The following is a 19,933-nucleotide window of genomic DNA, read 5'->3' on the forward strand; positions in this document are numbered from 1 at the left end:
TGTATCAGATGTATCAGATGTATCAGATGTATCAGATGTATCAGATGTATCAGATGTATCAGATGTATCAGATGTATCAGATGTATCAGATGTATCAGATGTATCAGATGTATCAGATGTATCAGATGTATCAGATGGTTCTGCCATACATCAAAATTCAGTACAACACCCTTTATGGGGTATCGGTTTTGTCACTTTTTCAAATGAATCTTTCTTACGGATAAGATTCCCTGAAATTGATGAAACTAAAGAGATTCCCAAAAACTCAAAAGCTATAAAATATATTTAAAATGAAATAAGCCACTCAGATAGAGTGGCTTATTTTTATGAAATTGATATCGCTTTCCAACTGTAGGTATCTTTATCTCTTTGCTTACTGAAGATAGCCTGTACATTGATTAGTGTTTTATCCTCAGTATTCTTGATTAAGTTTGGTGATATAAAGATGTCGTTAACAAATCCGAACCCTTTTGGATTTTTACGTAGCTCACCTTTTTCTTCTTTCATATCAGAAATTTTTGCACTATTAGCTAATTCCACATGTGAAATTTCAACCCGCTGTGTTTTAGCATTGATTGTTGAAAAGCATTTCAATTTAGAACCTATCGATATTTTGTCTTTTAAGCCCCGTAATATGTTTTGATCTAGCTTTAATTCTTGATCTTTATTGAGAAAAACTTTTATATTTTCATAATCATCACTAATATAACTAATAACGCCAAATTGTTGGTTAGTACACCCCCACTCTTCTCCCTCCATCTGCTCCACAACGTTTACAACTAAATTTTGATTAGAGTCTTCTTGAATACCTAAAGTAATCAATACTGGAGCTCCTTTCTTCATTTTGAGATGATTAAAACCATTAGCAAGTAATGACTCAAATTTATTACCATTTTTAATAGAAAATTTAGCAAACTCTTTAGGCTTTTTGCCTTCTCTTTTTATTTTTAACTGCCCAAGATATGTTGCTGAAACCTTCCTAATTTCATCAAAACATAAAGATAAGGCATCTGATGCATGCTCTTCATAAAATTCTTTAGCTGCTTTTAAATCATTCTTGTTAGGATCAAACCAATTGCTTTGTATTAAATGATTTAACTCTTCCGGTAATTTCCATTGATTCTCATTTCTAATTTTAATTGATTGATTAATTTCAAAACTTGCTTCATCAAACATCTCTAAGCTAATCAAAAGTTTGGCAAAATCAAGATGAGCAGTAACTAAAAATTTTTCTTCAGTTTTACAAAGCATGGCTTTACAAAAACATGCCAAAGCTAAATCTTTTTGATCGAACTGATAAATTCTTGCAGCCTCGGCCCAAACCCAAAATTCAGATTTTTTTAACTTTAAGACAGAGGATAGAACTTGACTTGCATTTTCATAATTTCCCATACGTCTTAAGACAGCGACAGCATCCCAATCTAACCAAATAGCATCCTCATCTGATAACTTAGATCGTGCCTGATTAGCCCACTCCAAGCAAAAATCTGCTTGTTCTTTCTTTAAATCTTGAGCAGTTTTCGCCCATTTACATAGACCTCTAGAGACTTCATAAGCTACAGGGAGGTTGCGACGCTCTTTACCCTGCTTATCTATATAAGTAGTAACTTCCCAATCTTCCGCCCTCAAAGCAGCTTTGCCAAACCAGTGTACATAATTATAAAAATCAGGAAAATGTATTGCATATGGACTGATCAATTGCAAAATCATTGAAAATGCCATTTCTGGTCGACGCGTTTCTCCTTTAATATAATCCTCATAAGTTTTTATTAATTGCTGAACAAGTCTTTGATCAACTGGATCTGTTTGTTTTAGTTTGGTAGTGATTTCTTTTATTTCAGAATAATATGTCCACTCAATTTGGCTTTTTAGTTGAAGAGAATTTGGGAAATTCTGTAATTCTACTCTTGCTAAATCTCTAGCTCGCAGGTAATCACCATTCTTTCTAATTTGACTAATTTCTTGCCAATTCATCTTAAACATCACAATTTATCAATATTTTCAAATTATATTCTAATAATAGTTTTACTTTTCATAATTTTATGCTAATTAATGAATTCGACAATTTAAATTATAAATAAAGGGGTAATAATAATTGATCCTTGGACTGTCAGCACTCTCCTATACTGATCCTAACTCAAATTTAACCTGACAGAAACTCTAAAAATGGGTAACTGCCAGATCAGGTTTGACTAGTACAATCTATTTAGTTGATCCTAAATATTATTTTGATAGTCGATCCAAATATTTCTGCAGATCGTCGGCACTATTAATTGGATAAGTACAACTCCCTATACCTACTGATACCCACCAATAAGGTGCTGTAAGTAAGTTAATATCACCCTTTTCTTCATGTGAATTTGGTTCGGCAAACTCTGAACCATTATCTTCGACTATAGCTGATTGTGTATAAATCCATATTTCATAGTCATCGACCTGAATACTCCCTTCACGATCAGCCATATCCAATAAATTTTGTGCTTTCATTTTTTCCATCCTAGGTAATTTTCTACTTTATATATTGAATTAGCTTAATTATGCTCATTATTTCACAATCCCATTTAAGTTTTAGAACTTGCTATGCTTCGAACATATTCAAGAGCCCCCATCAATCTACGACTTGTTTCAAACGTATCAATAAATCTAATAGAGAATTTTTGATCTATCAGCGACCTAGTTTCTTGTATCTCAGAAGCCATATTATCCACTATATCCCAGAAAGGATGCACAATAATGAAGGCTTCAGGGTTTACTGAATCAGCATTATGTAAAACTACCGGAAGTTGTAATGAACCATAGTAAACAACTGTTCGTTTATTCGGATCTAAACGCTGGATATCTTGTGCGGCCTGTCTCGCAAGTTCAGGCCAATCTTTCAATTCGGGATATCGCTCAAAACTTCCATCCAATCCAACCCTGTGCTCAGAATCAAATAAACATCTTAGAAAACTGAGACCTAATCGCCAATCCAAAAGTCCATGGTAGCCTCTGTTTCCATAACGTTGAATACAGCGATAACAAGAGCGACCACATTCTTTTCTATGCTTTTCATCAAAGAAAGACGCCACAATAGGGTCTTCTACATCATTAAGCATTGAGTATATTAATTCTACAATAAGTGGTTCATTATTTCCTGTTTCAGTCAATCTACGGCAGAAACCAGCACCATTCACCAACATATCAGCAATTTGTAGAATAGGTTTCCCATCTCTTAGTCGTGGTTCTAATGGCTCAAATTCCTCAGGCGCAATGTCTAGAGCAAACGCTGCTCTTTGCACCAGTAGATGGGTAGCACTAATCGCTGCAGCACGTAAGTTAGTTCCAGATCTCTGTCTAGGACCAATACGATCCATAGATAAACCATTGGCAATATTCAGCATACCCAGACTAATAGCATCTGTACGTTTCCGTGAAAACAACTTAACTTTCTGTACCGCTGGTCCATCAGGCTGTTCAATCCAACGCTCCCGATTACGCGCTTTTTCATTTAGGATAGCTTGATTAGGTAGACTATCAATTCTTATGTTTTTGCGATCTTGGCAATATATTCTGCTTTGTGTTCGAGTGACAATTTCGTAACTCTCATGTTGGCCAGCCAAGTTCATTGATCCACGATTACGTCGTATGACATACGCTTCACTCCCACTAGCTAAAGAAAAATTTGTGCCCTTAACATTCACCATTTTCATCGGTTCAATAATTGAGCCAGTTTCACGACGTATTAATGGTCTTGGTGGCTCGGTTCCATCAGAGACTTTAGGCTGAAAATCTGTTCTGAATGCTGCTGGAGAATAGTAAGTATCGAAGTGATCCTTCGGTATTAAATTTTTACAATCCTCGCAATTTAAACTACTATTTTTTTGCGAAGAAACTTTTATTGCACCACAAGATGGACAATCAGCAATTTCAACCTTATCAGTCCACCATTGTTCCCTAGGTTCAGGAATGATTTTGGTTCCTCCCTTTGTTGGCTGAATAAATCCAAGTTGATCAGTAAAGCCTATGCTCTCATGTATGCGTTTATCTCGAACAAGACTCTGACCTGGTGCAAATTCGTAAATAGCCATATCTATTTCTCGATCAACCAAATCCCACTCTGCATCTTTTTGTCCAATTGGTTTCACACCAAGATACATCGGTCTAACCCTGGTAGGCATACCAAACATAGGTAAAAGCCCACTTTCGGCCAAAAATTGTGCCAACCCTATTTCTCTACTTTTGCCCTCATGAGTCAATATGCTTATTTCTCTGATGAGTTGATCTGTTTGCAACTTCTCTAAAAGTAATTCACCACGCCCAACAATACCCTCACCTAATGTTAATGCAAGTTTTTCAGGGACATCGTGTGTTTTGATTAATGTAGATTCGAGTCTTTTCAACCAATTGCCGGACTCACTATAGAATTCCTTGGTAGGAATAAACTCACCATGAATATCAGATGCAGTATGATCACCTGGATAGTTGCTGCCATCTTCCTCTCTTAACTGATTGAAAGCTGCTGTTAACCATGCCTTACGCAACAAACGTAAACTAATATCTATGTGGTCTACCGTGAGGAATGGTGGTGGTGGGGCATCACCAGTGATTGCCTCTGGATGCCGGAAATAATGCATATCGTGACTACGACCACGGCAAAGTGTCATAGCTAATGAAAATGCCTGTTTACGTCGACCCGCACGTCCTACTCGCTGTTGGTAGTTGAATCGTTGTGGAGGCATGTTTGCTTGATACACAGCTTGTAAAGCTCCGATATCAATCCCCACTTCCATAGTTGTCGTTACAGAAAGTACATCAATTTCTTCTGCTTTTCTTTTCAGGCTATTATTTTCTGAATCAATCAGAATTCCCCTAAACCTACGAAGACGTTCAGCAGGTGAGCCAGTTTGCCCTGTTAATTCTTCACAACGTAATCTAAAAGTTGGTTGTTCTTCAGCAAGTGCTTTATCAAGACGTTTAGAAATATAATTACGTTGTCGCAGGTCTGCTGCGGTAGTATTAGACATCTGCGGCAAGGGTGTATGACAGCGCGTACAAATGCCTGTACCACGATGCAAGTGAGCCCGACCACAAGTGACACATTCATAAGCTGGGGCATCTGGCTTAACTAGCTGAATATAGAGCCGCTCAATGCGGATTATTCCTCCTTGATGTTTTAATTCAGCAAGCTCTTGCAAAATTTTGGTCATAGCATTCGCATCAATACCAGATGCTTTCATAAAACTTTTAACTCTACGACTGCTTACAGCATGCCCATCCATCCACTCTTTAATGTTACCTTCTCTAACCCACTTATTTGCCAGTACTCTATAATTATCAGCAAGTACGCGTAAAATGGCATCAAGTGTATCCGTATTGCTTGATTTACTTGGCGTAAAACAAGGATAACCAATACCTGTTTCCTCTAAAGCAAAGTAATTACGGGCAAATAATACATCTTCAACTAATGACCTTTGAGCTTCTGCTACTTCTTTTTTTGCATCAGTGATCTTTAAACTATCAATATCATCATTCCAATAGATAACATCTTGTCGAACTTTGAACAGATCTGGCCATTCATAATCTAGAATACGTTTAACCCCTGTCTCATCTGTAGGATGAACACCAATATCAATCATACCTGCAAGAAGACGCTCAGCTTTAAAACCTCTCTTGACCCCTTTCTCATCAGATTCCAAAATAGTTTCTAATGCGATTCGATCTGAACCAACTTTTTTTCTTCTAATTTTTTTTATGTGATCATCGAGTTCATCAGAAAGTTCATACTCTCCATTTCTTTCAGCTTCTTGCTGACGTTTTATTAACGTTTCTAAATCCTCAGTTGGCTGATTATTTTTTAAAGCATCAACTAAAATTCTACGACGAGTATCGTTATGATGATGGCGCTCTATATCTATAGCTGTTTTAGCTGCATCCTGTCGACTGTCAGAGAATGAAACAGCTTTAGGAGCATTACCCGCACGCTTGAGAAGTTCAAGAACCTCTGTAGCTAACAACTGGGATGTTTTTGCAAATCCGGTACGGAAGCTACGAATTGGAGATCGTCGATATTGTTCACTACGATGAGAATAATCCGCACCACACGCTGGGCAACAATTAGGAGCTGCTGTACGCGTGTGTCTTTTCTCCTTTTCAGAACTGTTTATAAGTGAAAATACTCGTCCAGGAATTAACTCATGAGTACTCCCTTTTGAACTCCCTGGTCGTAATTGCCCATTATGTGGGTCAAGCCACATAGGATTCCAACTTTCTTTATCATTGTCTCCCTGCCTTGGTTCTTGAGCAGATGGCCAAAAAAGAACAAACTCCTCATGACTTAAATCTTCAATTCCTGCTCCAGTACCAAATTCTGGAAGGCGCTCCAAATCCTGGGTTTGGGGAAGAATTTCTAGAGCGGGATTGGGACTGTTCTGGAAACTTCGGCCACGCAGACCACCAATAAACTCCGAATGACACCCTTCGCACAAGAAGAGCTCAAATATCCTTTGTGTACCATTAGAAGTCTGCACATGACTTGTACCACTTTCGACAGATACTCCTTCATAAATAAGTTTTCCTTCTTGTATCAAAGGACTAGCAAATAAACCTTCAAGACTTCTCAAAAACAAGTGTTCTCTAAAGGCAATCGCATCCGAGCCAACACCATCACCTAAACCACGAATAATTGTCAAACCTCTTACAGCATTTGCTGCTGAAGGATCACCGAAAACTTTTTTCGCTATTGTCGATACTGATCTTGCTTTAATACTTCCATCATCGGTAGTACAACCAAAAGTAAGCCTTGCTGAAGCTTCATCGACTAGATCACTCAGTTTAAAATCATGAACTAGACCTAAGGCTGTAGCGCAAAAAGATAACCGAATATCCAATTCACTATTTTGACCTAATTGATAATCTAAGCATCCGAGATAACGCCCATCAGGTACAAGATAGTCAACCAAAGTTACAAATGGATTTGGATCAACATAATCATTGGTAGCAGGCTGTGGTACCTTCGCTTGCCCGCATACTACACCTGAAGCCCAATCTTCCGGTTGCTTTGCCCCTTTACTCTCAGTGTTACCATATGTGCCAAAAGGACCAAAAAAGTCATACAGATAATTCAAACTATGTAAACGTTCTGGACCCTCGAGCGGTAATGAAGCACTTGATGCCAAAATACGAAGTTTATGACGATATTCAGAACGATCTAGACCAAGTTTATTGATCAGAGTTCGGATCAGAGCTGCCATTTCTGTTCCTGTGGAACCCCGTATTAAATGAAGCTCATCCAATACAAGGAAGAAATAAGCATCAGGATCAGTTTCGAGCCATTCTCTCGTTTGATCAAAAATTCTAGCATCTACTTCACGGGACAACATCGCATTCAACATAGAAATGTTTGTAATAAGAAGATCAGGAGGCGTTTCCTGCATATCCCAGCGAGTGATTAACTCAGCACCATCAGGTGATGGAAATAGATAACGAGTCGGATCTGAATGCTGATTCTGCTGATCATAAATGCGAGCTTTTTCTTGGTCTTCTGCAATAGTACGCAGTGCCACTTTAGTTCTGTCTAGACGACTTTTTGCTCGAGTTTTTTCTTGCTGATCCGAACGCCGTGGATGAACCAGATAACCTGGAACTGGACTTGCACTAGTATAGCGACCAAAGAAAATTCGATTTCCATTAGCACGCTGATCAAGTATATTGAGCGCTTCAGGTGAATCCAACATCTTACGTAAACGTACCATTTGGTCTTCGACGAGTGCGTTCATTGGGTAAAGTAGAAGTGCACGTACTGCTTTAGGCCGATCAGATGCTTCTCCTTTACGATGTAAAGTAAAGCCACCATCTTCACGCCACCACTGTGATTTCAAATAATCGGCAGATGGAGCAGACCATCGTGTCGCTTCTGCTGTAATCTCTGCCAAAATTGGAAGTAAGAAAGATTCAGTTTTACCTGAGCCAGTTCCTGAAGTAACAATCCCTGGTTTTCCTGAAGTAATACCATGCTGAAGCATTTCAATTTGGTGAGAATATGGAACAAAAAGCCCTTTTCGTGACAGCTCACCATCAGCAGGTTTCCCTGGGAACAAACCAGAAAATATCATTTCAATAATGGCTCGTCGCTCTGCACGTTTGAATTTGCTAAGAGGGTTGTCCTCTTGATCTTCAAGGCACTCTTCTAATCTGATTTTGGCTGGTTGGTAACGTAAAATTGGCTCAATAAAAGGCTCGGGCATTAAGTTTCCCGGCTGTCGTAATAAGTTCTGCCGTTCTTTACTTAGATCGTCACGACGCAACCGATATACAGTATCCAAGTAAGAAAGATATAGATCTAAAATATCGTTATATGCACCGATTGGATCTAACATACTATTGTTATCCTTGTAATTATTTCTCTAATAAGCCTCTAAGCCATTTTTGACCACTTTCACGTAAGGTCGAATATTTTTTCAACCTATCACTTATTGAAGTTTTTTCATCAACAATTAAACTCTCAGCAAGATATAACCTGATTTCTGTTTCCAAAGCATGTGGGGCAAGCTTCCGTTCTTCCATTTCATATCTGTATTCATCTAGATCTATGCAAGATTCTGATTCTTGTCTATGTAATCGCGTTAATTGTTCATCATTTTTAGACATTTGTTGTACTAAATTTTTAGAACGAATGCTCTCAATCTCAGAAGCGATAGGCATACTAAAGTTAGGTAGATCTCGCCATAAACGATCAACATCTAAAAAGTTGTCCGCAATAGTTGCAACAATTAAAAGATTTTTAGGTCTATTAGAGCCATATAAAATACCTACCAAGCTAGGTAACCATAAATCCACGGCTGTGCGCTGAATACCATCTAGCCAGATAAGGTGATATTGTTCTGGATTTTGAAGTGCTGTAGACCAAGCTCTCGAAAAACCTGTACTCATACCTCGAGATGGCTGAACCCACAAGTCATCAAGATTAAGAATGTTTGGACCAAGTGGTTCTCTGAAAAATACGCCCCCTGCTATTACTTGGGCATATTTAGGTATCATAATTTCTGCTGATTGCTGCGGTAATATCGTTAAAACACCAGAGCGCAGAGATGCATCTAAGAACTTCATCTCTTCAGTTGGAATACCTGTTTTTCTAGCTTGATTCTCAAGTTTCGTACGAAATTCAAGATTATCAATCAATGATATATTTTTAGCTTCAATACCTCGAGACCAAGGGGGTATACTCGAGTCGACAGGTGAAATTAATTTACCTGAGTCTTGAAGTGCTTTTTTAAACCGTTTTAAAAGTTCTGAAGACTCTTGGGAGTCCAAATCCTGAATATCACCTAGAGTTTGATTAAGTTGTTTAATTTCATAAACTAATTGGCTATTTAGATTGGAAATACGATCCTGAAAATCGTTAACAATTGCTTTTAAATCCGTTAGATTTTCTTCATTTTTCTTGATTTCAACATTAAGTGTCTCACGCTGATCATTTAAGTCCTTTAGTTCACTCTCAATTTTCTGTCTGATGACAGGTTTCTCTTCATTAAGATATTTTTCACGATCTTGTAATTTTAATCTCTCCAACTCTTCACGTACTGAACTCATCCCTAAAAGAGTATTAGCTATCAGCTCAGGTGTTTCTAATGAAAGTGTGACTCGCTGACTGTAATCTACAATCCATTCATTTATAGAATCCCAATCTTCATTTTCGTCTATTATCTCTAGAGCACGGTGAAGGATAAATATTATTTTTTCTCTATCACGTTTAGATAAGTCAATTTCATCAAATTGTTTTATTTTTTTTAAAACATCACCTAGTAATTCTTGATCTAATTTCCAAGTTATCTCACGAACAAAATCACCAACCGTATCTTCAGGAATTTCTAGGAATTGCCCATTAAAAGTATCACCTTCAAAAATAGCTTTATTAAATGAATAAATATCTATTGTTCCAGGAGACGTAACGTAACGACCATGGCTAGGATGTGGCTTAACCTTTACTACTAAGCATTCTGTATCAGATAAGGCAACAATAATTTCATCAGTATGAGGAGAGATATTAGTTAGCCCTGATTCAATTAATGTGTAACGAATTTGCTCCATACTCCTTGATCTATAATCAAGGACTATGTTTGGACTAAAAGCATCTTTAACAATATAATGATCTTGACCATCATCAACCTGCTTTGGATTTGCTTGAATTGTAATTGCAATCAGTTGGTTCTCTTCAACCCATGCAAGTGATGGAGCAAATACTTTACCTACAGCAGGTAATTCATCGATTAAGCTTTGTTTCTTCCATGCACCATTTATAGCCTTAGCAATACAGTTGATCCGGGTATAAGGTTTAGGTTTGTAATCTGTGTGCCCCAAATAAAATGTTTCTGACATAGTTAATTAATTCCCGTATATAAAATGGCTTAATCTCATACCACGATGACGTTGTTTTGCCATTCTCATGACTTGATTATTTGATGTGATTTTTTCGCACCCTTGAATCGCGCAACCAAAGGCTTCCTTTAAAACTGCAAGCTGTTGCTCATTAACACCATAGTGATAGGAATAAGATTGATCAGAAGTAAGATGAGGGCCAGATTGAATTCTGGTGGAACGCCGTAACCATTGTGCAATTGGTAAAGGAAGATGTCCTCCAACTCCTTGACGCTCTAAAAATCCATTACGATAAACAAAAAGAGGAGTATTGGTTCTTCTGGCATATTCAAGTAATGCCACAGTCCGTTGAGTTGAAATAAAAGTAGTACTTTTATCTTTGATTAGAAAAACATCTCGGTCATCTTCTCGTACTAATCTGGAAAGAATCGGCCCATTTAGTTGTTGTTGAGGTTCAGATGCAAATAAACCAGGATCAGCTTTCCATACTCCAGCTAGTTTACGTCCCATATCCGTTCTATTTTCTAGCGGCCAACAAATAGGTGCTGTTTCCATTACTGGCATTCTGGCTATTACAAATGACCAACCGAGTTTTTCAGCAAGTGCTTGTAATTCAGTACCAATCAAACTAACAGCAGGTGCAGCAAATGGTGACGTTGCATTAACATAAACATTAATGCCTATTTTTTCTGCTTCGACCTTTAATAAATCAAATTCAGCTGTCGCAATAGCGCCTTCCACTAAAGCTATATTTTCACCTGTAGCTACTAGACGTGGAGGTAATACACGCCAAACTCGACCTCGCCAACTTCGTTTAATATCTTGTTCTAACCAGCCTGCTTCTTCTAAGGACCGTATCACATCCCACACCAAGTATTTCAACTTTGGGGCATCTGGTAGTACTGTTTTTAGAATCTTTATAATTTCAGTTTCTGATCGTGGTGCACCTGCACGTGCATAAATAGCTTCAAGAGCATCACATAAACGGTTAGGAAAATTAGCTGATGAAGATAAAGCTATTTCACTATTGTTTAATGGAATTCCATCCTCGTAGGAAAGTTCTACCGCAGCTTCATATCGGTCTGATCTCTCAGACCATTTCATGATCAATGGTGCACTTTTTAAGAACCGAACTAATTTAAAAGCCACCTGGTTATTTTTTTGTTTTTGCCCTATTCGCCATTCACCCTCTGTTATAGGCTCTATTATTTTAGCTATATTCCCCATCATTTCGAGTTTAAGCTGTGGTGATGTCGTTAGCTCTGTATCTGACTCAAGATGTATATTAGGGAGATATCCAGGTCGAGAAAGCCACTTCCCTCTCCCAATAGGAATACCACCTTCGATTCTTAAATCAGTATTTTTATGATTCGACTCAGAAACACCCTTTCCAGCAGTAATACGTAATGCTGAATTAAATGACATTCGTTCTGAACAATACCATCTATGACCTAGCTTTAATGGCTTTTTGAATTCTCTTACGATTTTTTCAGAAGAACTTAAAATAATAGTGCTTTGATTTTTTTGAGGCCTTCTATCATCTTGTGTCCATAAACCTCCATAACTTTCACACAAAATAAGACAGCCTGAATCTAAAAGCTTTTTAATTTGAGGAGGTATTCCATACTCTTTCAGTAATTGGCTAAAAGTCCCATGCCAAAAAGAGTTTTCTAAATCTGATCGTCTGTTACCTTTTGATATAAATACTTCATCTAGTTCATCACCATCCCACCCGCTAAAACTCACTGAAATAGACCACAACAATGTGAAGTGTCTAGGTGATTCTCTAGAAATTTCAACGAGAATAGTTTCAATTAAGTGCCAAAAATGATGTGTTTCTAAAGATTGATTATTACGATAACATCGTAATAAATCAGCTAAGTCTTCGCTCATGCGCTCAGGAAGACAATAAGACCAACTCTTTAAATAATTCAATAAAATATTTTGATTATCCAATGCCTTATCGGGTAATTCTTTGAGAATTTTTTTTAGATCAGCTCGATCCTTTCTAGAAGGATATGCTAATTTTGCTGCATAGCCAATTAAAGTCCAGCTACCTGGTTCAGGAAGAACTATTTCTCGATATAAATCATCTTTTTTATTAATCCAAATAGCTAAAGCTTTCCATAGGTTATTTACACCATCGACTTTTTGCTCTGCTCCTTTACCATCATCTAGCAATGTACCTAAGCGTTCCCTATATTGTTTACTATCACCTGCGTTGGTCGTAGTAGCAGCAACCACACAAGAAAGAACAAGGTAATGAAAATTGTTATATGCATAAAGGCCACTATATTCATGATTTTTTTGCCCCAATACTATTTGTACAGAATTTCTGGTAAATAATGACATGAAGGCTTGAAGCACTGTCTCATCTGAAAAATTCTCAACACCAACTGCCGCAGCAAGACCAGCGGGAGTGACATCCAATGAAGTCAGTTTTGTAGTCCCATATGGCCCATCTGTTCTAAGGTAGTAATTCTGAAGACTTTCCAACCAATCATTAATTTTTAAATTATGGAGTATTGACTCCTCAGTTTTCTGCACAAATCTACCTATTTATAAAGACCATTTAGTAAAATGAATTTTTTAATTTAATGATCTTAAAGGAAATAAAAAATATTTAAAACTCTACTTTTATACCAAAAAACCGATTCGCCCTACCATCCAATTGCTTCTTGATTTTTTCCCAATCTGGTATGACCTGAGCCATTAACTGATAAAAGCGTTCACTGTTGTTATTATCAGCTAAGGGTATTTTACATATATACCTATTACAGAGATGGTGGCAGTTGAACCAAGAATATAATATTTTGATTTATAACAGTTCATTCTAAATTTTTTATATTTATAGACCCTATTATGATCCAATCTAAATTTTCAATTTAGGGAACTAGTGCCCACCTTTGCTTAGAGCTCTTAGGCTTATCAGAAAGGGTATGTTCAATCACACCTGCGTCTAAAGCTGGGTTAAGATAATTTTTTTGAAACGTTGCTGGATAAATCCAATAAAGCCATCAGCTCAGTTAAGCTATATTCCGTCTGCTCCATATTCTGGATGAGACGTTTAACTTGACCGCTAGCTTGAGCGGTGTCTTGATCGGTCACTTTAATACTTTCCTACATCAACTAGGGTTCAGGGAATTTTATTGGTTAAATATCTAGCCATCTGCTCAATATCATCCTTACGATATAATTTTGCAAGCCATTCAACGGGTATATGCTCTACACCATAATATGCACCGGCCAATTGACCACATATTGCGGCTGTTGTATCAGCATCATCACCTAGGTTTGCAGCTGCCAATACTGCGTCTTTGAAATTATCAGTGTGCCAAAATGCCCATAGAGCAGCTTCTAGGCTTTCTAGAACAAATCCACTGCCTTTAATTTCACCTATAGATTTGTTGAAAAAATCACAACTTACAATCGACGTTAAGCAAGATAATTCGGAAACATCCTGAATATCGAAAAGCAGTCGTTTGTCTTTTCCGACTAAAGCATTCAGAAGCACATAACAAAAATATTGGCATGCTTGTATACATTCAGGTGAGGCATGGGTTGTCTTCGAACTTAAGCTTGCATACTTCCATGCTTGTAATGGATTGTTTCGGTAATAAATTGCTATGGGTGCCAGACGCATTAATGAACCATTGCCGGAATAACGTGATTCGGCACGGCCACTATAAGGATTCCCGGTTTTTCGATAACGGAATAAAGCATTGATCACCGTTTTACCAAGACCAAATGCATGGTCTTTACTTGAATAGTAGCCCTCATCGATCCAACGAAGATAACGCCGCATCTGGTCATCAGCATCAAATCCTTTGCATATCAGCAAACTCTCTGCCAGACACAATGCCATTGAGGTGTCATCTGTCCACATACCTGCTTTAAGCTGAAATTTACCACCACCCACCATATCAGTGAGCGGTTTAAATCGACTTCTTGGCAAAAACTCTACAGATGTTCCCACCGCATCTCCACACGCTAAACCGAGTAAACATCCCTGTACTTTATTCTCAAGCGTACTCAAGTTTTTACTTCGGATTTAATTAGAGTTCTAAAAGGATTTGGATTTTAAAATCGGAAACAGTAGTTGAATATTTTTCATCTTCTTGTTCTGTATCTATATCTGATTCTAGGTAGTTAATTGGCAAATTCACACGTTGCTGAAATTCATTTAATTTCTGATTAATAAAATCTTTAATCTCATCTTCATACTGCTTTTTTATAGAAACAACTTCATTAATACTTTGTTGTAATGTATTCGCCATATCATTCTCCTGACTCATTGAATTGATCACTTGATCGTTTAACTCTGCAACACTTTGCTGTATTGCTTCACTGTACTCTGACGCAAAAATTAGCTCTCCGAACGAGTAGTCATCATCTGGATAGATGACCCTTCTAATTGGATAATCTTTACGGTCTTGGTCATTAAGGACATAACGTCTTTTGTGTCTTGGAATAGCCTCATAGGCTTGACGCAATGCTAAGCATTTTTCTTCAGTAGGTTCCAGCTGGTAATTTTCCCACGCTGCTCTGCACAATTTAGAACTATCAGGCAAACCATTGAGTTCATTTAAGATATCTTGAACTTCGGCAATTAAGTCTGCATTACTTTTATAATTTTGATAAGTATATCCTGGAGATACCTCACCAAGGTCATGAATCGAAATCTCTAGATTATCTGATTCTGGTAATTCAACAGTGACCCATCCCTGTTCTACTTTCTGTAGAAATTCTTCAAAACTGACGATACCCCAACAGTCAATATCACCATCTTCATAGATAGTTAAATCAGTTAAAAAATAGCTGCCATTGCAAATAAATGCAGGAAGCGTTGCACGTTTTAAGTTTTCTTTAGGTTTGATAATTTTTTCAATTACTTTTATTGATGCCATCAAAAACTCCTTTAGTTATTTTAATGGTCAGTATAAGTATCATCTGTTTTATCGACAAGACACATGCGACATTAACTGTCGCATGTGAATTTAAGCAGATTGATGTGCATAGTTATTTATCGTTAAAACTTGAATGCAAGATTGCTAATTTAAAAGTGGCTAGTTCATCAAAAAAATTAAGTAAAAAAAGGAGTTATCAAAGACTACTATTAAGTTAGCATATCGATACTATTTCACAAAAAAGCCAAAATATGCTGTTTGATTAAAAAAGTGATAATAGATTTGACTGACTATTATGCTGCTCCTTCTACAGCATTTGTTACTTTAACCAAACTCAAGATCACATTTTGAACGTTCTTGAAAAGACTGAATGGATCAATATCTTGGTTCAGTTCCAGCAACTGTTCATTGCCATGCTGATCCAGGCCATAAAACTCAGCTAAAAATTGACCTTGGGAAAATTTAATTTTTAATGTTCCATTGTTCCAATTTTTGACTAAAACAGCTGGTTTATCGATACTGTTTGCAACATATTCATAATCGAGAATCGCATTCGCATTCGCATCATTTATTTTATTATCTATACCTTGTTGCTTTAGCAGCTCTAAATACAAGACATAAGTTCTGAGCTCGGCATGTGCACCATTCATCTGTCTAGAACTCAGTAAATAAATTTCATCATGGCTGATAAAACGGATTTGATATTTTTGACAGTAGCGAATCGCTTCAGGATGCTTGATAAAATAAATTCGCCAGTCATTAACTTGAGATCCGTAGGTTTCGATGATGCCATCTAAACTGTTAGCATTAAAATCTGCTGGAAGCTCATCCAGTAATCGCTGAAGTGTCTGTAGTGCATTGATATTATCGAAAGTATTTAAATTCTCAAAGACTTTACGCCAATTTTCATTCCTATGACGTACTGTTCTATACACTTCTCGACAGAAAGTTCTGTTTGCTCCATCTTTGACCAGATAATTGTCAAAACTCAATAAACTTCGGTGCAGGCGGTATTGATCATCATCTAAAAACTCTTTAGAAAATAGCTTAAACGCTTTATCCGCATAGTTTTTAAATGTTTCTGGACAGACTTTTTTTCTGTCTTCATTCTTACTGAGCTCAATTAGGAAATTAATTTGTCCATAGAAGTAATCATGTTGCTCGTAAGGCTTAAATAATGACTTCCATTGTCCATCTTGCAAAATTAATTGTGCTTTTTCTATTTCATGCAGAAGATGATGGTCCTCAAAAGCTATTTCAAATGTTTTAAATTCTTGCGAATCTTTTTGTAAAACAGCTAGTTTTTCCAGCACTTCCTCCTTACCAATATATGCCGCTAAACTATTTAAAACATGAATTACTTTGACCAAATTGCTTTCAGCATTGTAGTAACCCTTCGCATTATTTACGAGTCTTGTACTGATGTTAAACCAGTCACTAAATTGTTCGGGTTGATCAATGTGATGAACATAAAAGTATAGAATAGCAAAGTGGGCCTGATCTAAATATGAACTTGTACCAGACTTGAACACTTGCCTGAGTATCGTTTCAATCTCTAATTCTTCGTTATGATGAATTAGCAAATTAAATAATCGTGAAATATTCTTTAGGATTTCTTTTAGACTTCCATCAGAACCTTTTAAGATTCTTTTATATTCTTCACTTGATACAAATAAGTTCTTTCTTAATCGACTTAACAATGATTTTTCATCAGCTTCAGGTGTAGGATCTGATGATTGTTCAGGCTGCTGTTTATTCTTATGGTCAATGTCTTCATTTCTGTAAAAATGACACAGCAATACTGATTTAAAAACTTGCATAAACATGAAATCGAAATCAAATGCTTCATTCTTTTCCTTAGAATCACCAAATTTGCATTTCAAATTCCATAAAAAATCAGTCCATTCCCGATCCAGTTTAGAGAAAAAATCTTTTCTGACCTGGGCATCAATTTCATCTTCGGTATAGCCTTGTAGCCAAGCTTTAAAGTTTTCAAACTCTGTTAATTGCACACCACGAGCATTCATTTTAATATAGAGCTCATCTGTTAATGCAAAGTCATCCATACGCAAAAAGTAAAATGTCAGTACTTGATGTGTGACCAAGTTGTCCCACATTTGTGCTGCATTATAGGGTTGCGAATCCTGCTCTTTAGCGCGGAATTGCAAATCTATTTCGTCCAGCATTTCCAATATAGATTGTACAGTCGGGTCTTTTTTCCAAATCGAAAAATACCACGCTTCATTCTCAATCCGTTCCGACAGTTTCTTCGTGTGGTCATGATCCCAAATACACTTTAAATTGGGTGCCTGTTCAATCAAACTTTTTATAAAGTCTCTTGAACTTGTACGAGTCTCATAGCTAAATCGCAGTAGTTTTTCTTGTATTGTTTTATCCAGAATCACATCAGATTTCCAGGCTAAATACCAATGCAGCAAAAACAAGGTTGTTAATCGCTGCTGACCGTCTAGAAGTTTTAACTGCTCATCGACAACAGAACCGTAAACGAAGTCCAAATCAGATTTATGACTATTTTGATTTATCTTTTCCAATAAATGCTGGATAAAAGTTTTTCTGATTTGTTCAATCTTAAGATCATCCTTGCGGCCTTGCGCATAATCTCGCTGAATGATCGGTACGATAATTTTAAATTCTTCTACTAAACGCCAGAATGTATATTGACTGCTCATGCTTTGCCCCCAAAATCTAAACCATATCCTTTAAAACATTCCAACCATTGGGCTTTATAATTGCTGCGGTCGATCTCATCCCATTGGTACATTTGGCTGACATCATCACTAAAATATTTTGAAAAGACCTGTTGCGTAGCTAAAGGAATAAATTTTCCCTGATGTTCTTTCTCAAACTTGCCTTTATTTTCGAAATCCACAATACGTTGCCGTTTAGTCAGGAAGATCTGATTTCCGATAGATCGGTTCACTGATGCTGGCAATAGGCACAAATTGTCGAGTGTTTGAATTGCTTCTTTAACGTCACCGACAATTTTGGACAGCTCGTCAAGATATTCTTTTTTAAGTGATTCTGTATCGGATGGCTCTACCGCTAAAGCTTGCTGATAAGCAGTCAGTTTGGTATCCAACAATCCTTTATAAGACTCCGGTACAGCATCGAGAATGGCTTTTTGCTCATTCAGCCAGATTTCCCTTTGTGCATCACTTGGTAGATCCAAGCTTTGTTGTGCATGAATATGCTCAATATCCCACTGACAATTGTTATAAGCTCTAAAAGAAAACCGGGTTTTATGTTTCTCATTAATATAAATATTAAATAGCATCAGCAAACCAATGATTTTTGGTCTTTGACTAGGTGAAAGATAATCCACTTTGGTAAAATCTAACCGTGTACTATCTTTATCAACCTTAAATAATCGTTCCAGATAATCTCTCTGAATATGTGATTTTAAGATTTGAACAAATTGATCTCGTTTCGCATCTTTGGACTCCTGCCAGAGTACGTTAATGGTTTTAATTTTCTGCCCAATGATAAAGCCAATCAAATGATACAGTTGATCCTCTTTAAACCACTCCGCTAAACGATGAAAACCCTGCAGCACTTTTGTCCACTGCTCTTCTATTTGGTAACTCGATGCATTTTTGAGTTGATTCGCAAAATAGAGAAATGTCTTATGATTTAATTGCTGTTTGTCTTTACTTTCTCCAGCCAGCAAATCAAAAATTAGCTCAATACGGGTATGTTTATTGGTTCCTTTATGCGGGCTTAAAAATGCCCAAAATTCATCATCCTGCAGTGTCTGTTCAATTAAGTCCCATTGGCTAGCCATTTCAAATTGTTTTTGTTTGGCAATCCCTGGATGATGATAAGCTTTTATTACACTCTGTAAAAAAAGCGCTTTTATTAGCTCTGCATCCGTAAGGGCAATTTTGCCCTGATTGAGTCGAGTAAAGATTTCAATCGAATGCTGTTGGCTGTCCTTGTTGTGATCACTGCGTACCATGTACCAAATGACTTTTGTTTTGTGGAGCAGCTTATCACGCCATATATCTTTTTTTTCTTGTGATTTAGTTGCGAACCAATCATGAACAGTTTTATAAGCTTGATAGAAATAGTGGTTGTCAATATGACTAAACTTGGGTGCTTGTTCAGTATAGTTGAGTTGAACCAAGTCATTTAAGAATTGAGAACTCTCTTGTCGAGTTTCATAACGCAAAGTGAAATAGGGTTTATTTAATAAATGACTAAGAATGATGAAAATAGTGGTCATGCGTTGCTGACCATCAATTAATTCCCAAAAAACAGTTTCTTTGCCTTCATGCTGTATAGGTTTGCGTTTAACCACGACAGGCTGTAAGCAATAGAATTCATTCTCGTCTTTTGGCTCAAATTCATCAATGTCATTCAGTAGGGCTTCGACTTGTTGCGGTTTCCACTTATAACCACGCTGATAACTATCGACAAAAAAATTACGTCCCTCCAGTTCTGCAATAGCTTTAAGTTCCAGGCTATTTTCTCTTGTCTTTAGATTCTCGATAATACCGCTTAGTGAATTTTCAGCGATCTCGGTTAAATCCGGATTTTCATGGAGTAAATTTTTAATTTGTATAAGTAACTGTTCTGTATTCATCATTTGCCCTCCTCGTAGATATTCTAAAAGATTAATTTCTCATAGCTTATTGATAGGACTTACCGTAACC

At 37.0% G+C, this 19,933-nt stretch carries 10 protein-coding genes and 1 pseudogene; 1 reads left to right on the forward strand and 10 read right to left on the reverse strand.

Features of this window, described 5'->3' with window-relative positions; all coding sequences use genetic code 11:
• A partial coding sequence (locus FTU90_RS03260; protein ID WP_180071934.1) for a hypothetical protein occupies positions 1 to 289 on the forward strand: 289 nt, incomplete at its 5' end.
• A gap of 35 nt (positions 290 to 324) precedes the next feature.
• Here the strand turns inward: FTU90_RS03260 and FTU90_RS03265 are convergent.
• From FTU90_RS03265 to FTU90_RS03310, 10 genes and pseudogenes are all read right to left on the reverse strand, one after another.
• On the reverse strand, positions 325 to 1,974 hold the full coding sequence (locus FTU90_RS03265) for a hypothetical protein (RefSeq protein WP_180071935.1): 1,650 nt from the start codon (positions 1,972 to 1,974) through the stop codon (positions 325 to 327).
• A 249-nt stretch (positions 1,975 to 2,223) separates the two neighbouring features.
• Positions 2,224 to 2,487 carry a hypothetical protein gene (locus FTU90_RS03270; protein WP_104516348.1) on the reverse strand — a complete coding sequence of 88 codons (264 nt, stop codon included), beginning with the start codon at positions 2,485 to 2,487 and terminating at the stop codon, positions 2,224 to 2,226.
• A 74-nt stretch (positions 2,488 to 2,561) separates the two neighbouring features.
• On the reverse strand, positions 2,562 to 8,354 hold the full coding sequence (locus FTU90_RS03275) for a DEAD/DEAH box helicase (protein WP_180071936.1): 5,793 nt from the start codon (positions 8,352 to 8,354) through the stop codon (positions 2,562 to 2,564).
• Positions 8,355 to 8,373: 19 nt separating this feature from the next.
• Positions 8,374 to 10,353 carry a hypothetical protein gene (locus tag FTU90_RS03280; RefSeq protein ID WP_180071937.1) on the reverse strand — a complete coding sequence of 660 codons (1,980 nt, stop codon included), beginning with the start codon at positions 10,351 to 10,353 and terminating at the stop codon, positions 8,374 to 8,376.
• Positions 10,354 to 10,359: 6 nt separating this feature from the next.
• Positions 10,360 to 12,900, reverse strand: a complete 2,541-nt coding sequence (locus FTU90_RS03285; protein ID WP_180071938.1) for a hypothetical protein — start codon at positions 12,898 to 12,900, stop codon at positions 10,360 to 10,362.
• A 338-nt stretch (positions 12,901 to 13,238) separates the two neighbouring features.
• Positions 13,239 to 13,470 (reverse strand): annotated as a pseudogene (locus FTU90_RS03290) (Fic family protein); the annotation flags it as partial.
• Positions 13,471 to 13,489: 19 nt separating this feature from the next.
• Positions 13,490 to 14,389, reverse strand: a complete 900-nt coding sequence (locus tag FTU90_RS03295) for an ADP-ribosylglycohydrolase family protein (RefSeq protein WP_131270941.1) — start codon at positions 14,387 to 14,389, stop codon at positions 13,490 to 13,492.
• 19 nt (positions 14,390 to 14,408) lie between these two features.
• Positions 14,409 to 15,260, reverse strand: coding sequence for a hypothetical protein (locus FTU90_RS03300; RefSeq protein WP_131270942.1), 852 nt, complete (start codon positions 15,258 to 15,260; stop codon positions 14,409 to 14,411).
• A gap of 293 nt (positions 15,261 to 15,553) precedes the next feature.
• On the reverse strand, positions 15,554 to 17,950 hold the full coding sequence (locus FTU90_RS03305) for a DUF262 domain-containing protein (RefSeq protein WP_180071939.1): 2,397 nt from the start codon (positions 17,948 to 17,950) through the stop codon (positions 15,554 to 15,556).
• Positions 17,947 to 19,863 (reverse strand): DUF262 domain-containing protein, encoded by a 1,917-nt coding sequence (locus FTU90_RS03310; RefSeq protein ID WP_257222384.1) that lies wholly within the window; start codon positions 19,861 to 19,863, stop codon positions 17,947 to 17,949. The genes FTU90_RS03305 and FTU90_RS03310 overlap by 4 nt, the downstream gene beginning before the upstream one ends.
• Positions 19,864 to 19,933: the final 70 nt, after the last annotated feature.

This window comes from Acinetobacter sp. YH12200, from assembly GCF_013418175.1.
Taxonomy (GTDB): domain Bacteria; phylum Pseudomonadota; class Gammaproteobacteria; order Pseudomonadales; family Moraxellaceae; genus Acinetobacter; species Acinetobacter pseudolwoffii.

Bases quoted from the DNA above. Each gene is read 5' to 3' on its own strand.
- FTU90_RS03280 (WP_180071937.1), bottom strand. From the start codon at position 10,353: ATGTCAGAAACATTTTATTTGGGGCACACAGATTACAAACCTAAACCT.
- FTU90_RS03300 (WP_131270942.1), bottom strand. From the start codon at position 15,260: ATGGCATCAATAAAAGTAATTGAAAAAATTATCAAACCTAAAGAAAAC.
- FTU90_RS03305 (WP_180071939.1), bottom strand. From the start codon at position 17,950: ATGAGCAGTCAATATACATTCTGGCGTTTAGTAGAAGAATTTAAAATT.
- FTU90_RS03310 (WP_257222384.1), bottom strand. From the start codon at position 19,863: ATGAATACAGAACAGTTACTTATACAAATTAAAAATTTACTCCATGAA.
- FTU90_RS03275 (WP_180071936.1), bottom strand. From the start codon at position 8,354: ATGTTAGATCCAATCGGTGCATATAACGATATTTTAGATCTATATCTT.
- FTU90_RS03265 (WP_180071935.1), bottom strand. From the start codon at position 1,974: ATGAATTGGCAAGAAATTAGTCAAATTAGAAAGAATGGTGATTACCTG.
- FTU90_RS03270 (WP_104516348.1), bottom strand. From the start codon at position 2,487: ATGAAAGCACAAAATTTATTGGATATGGCTGATCGTGAAGGGAGTATT.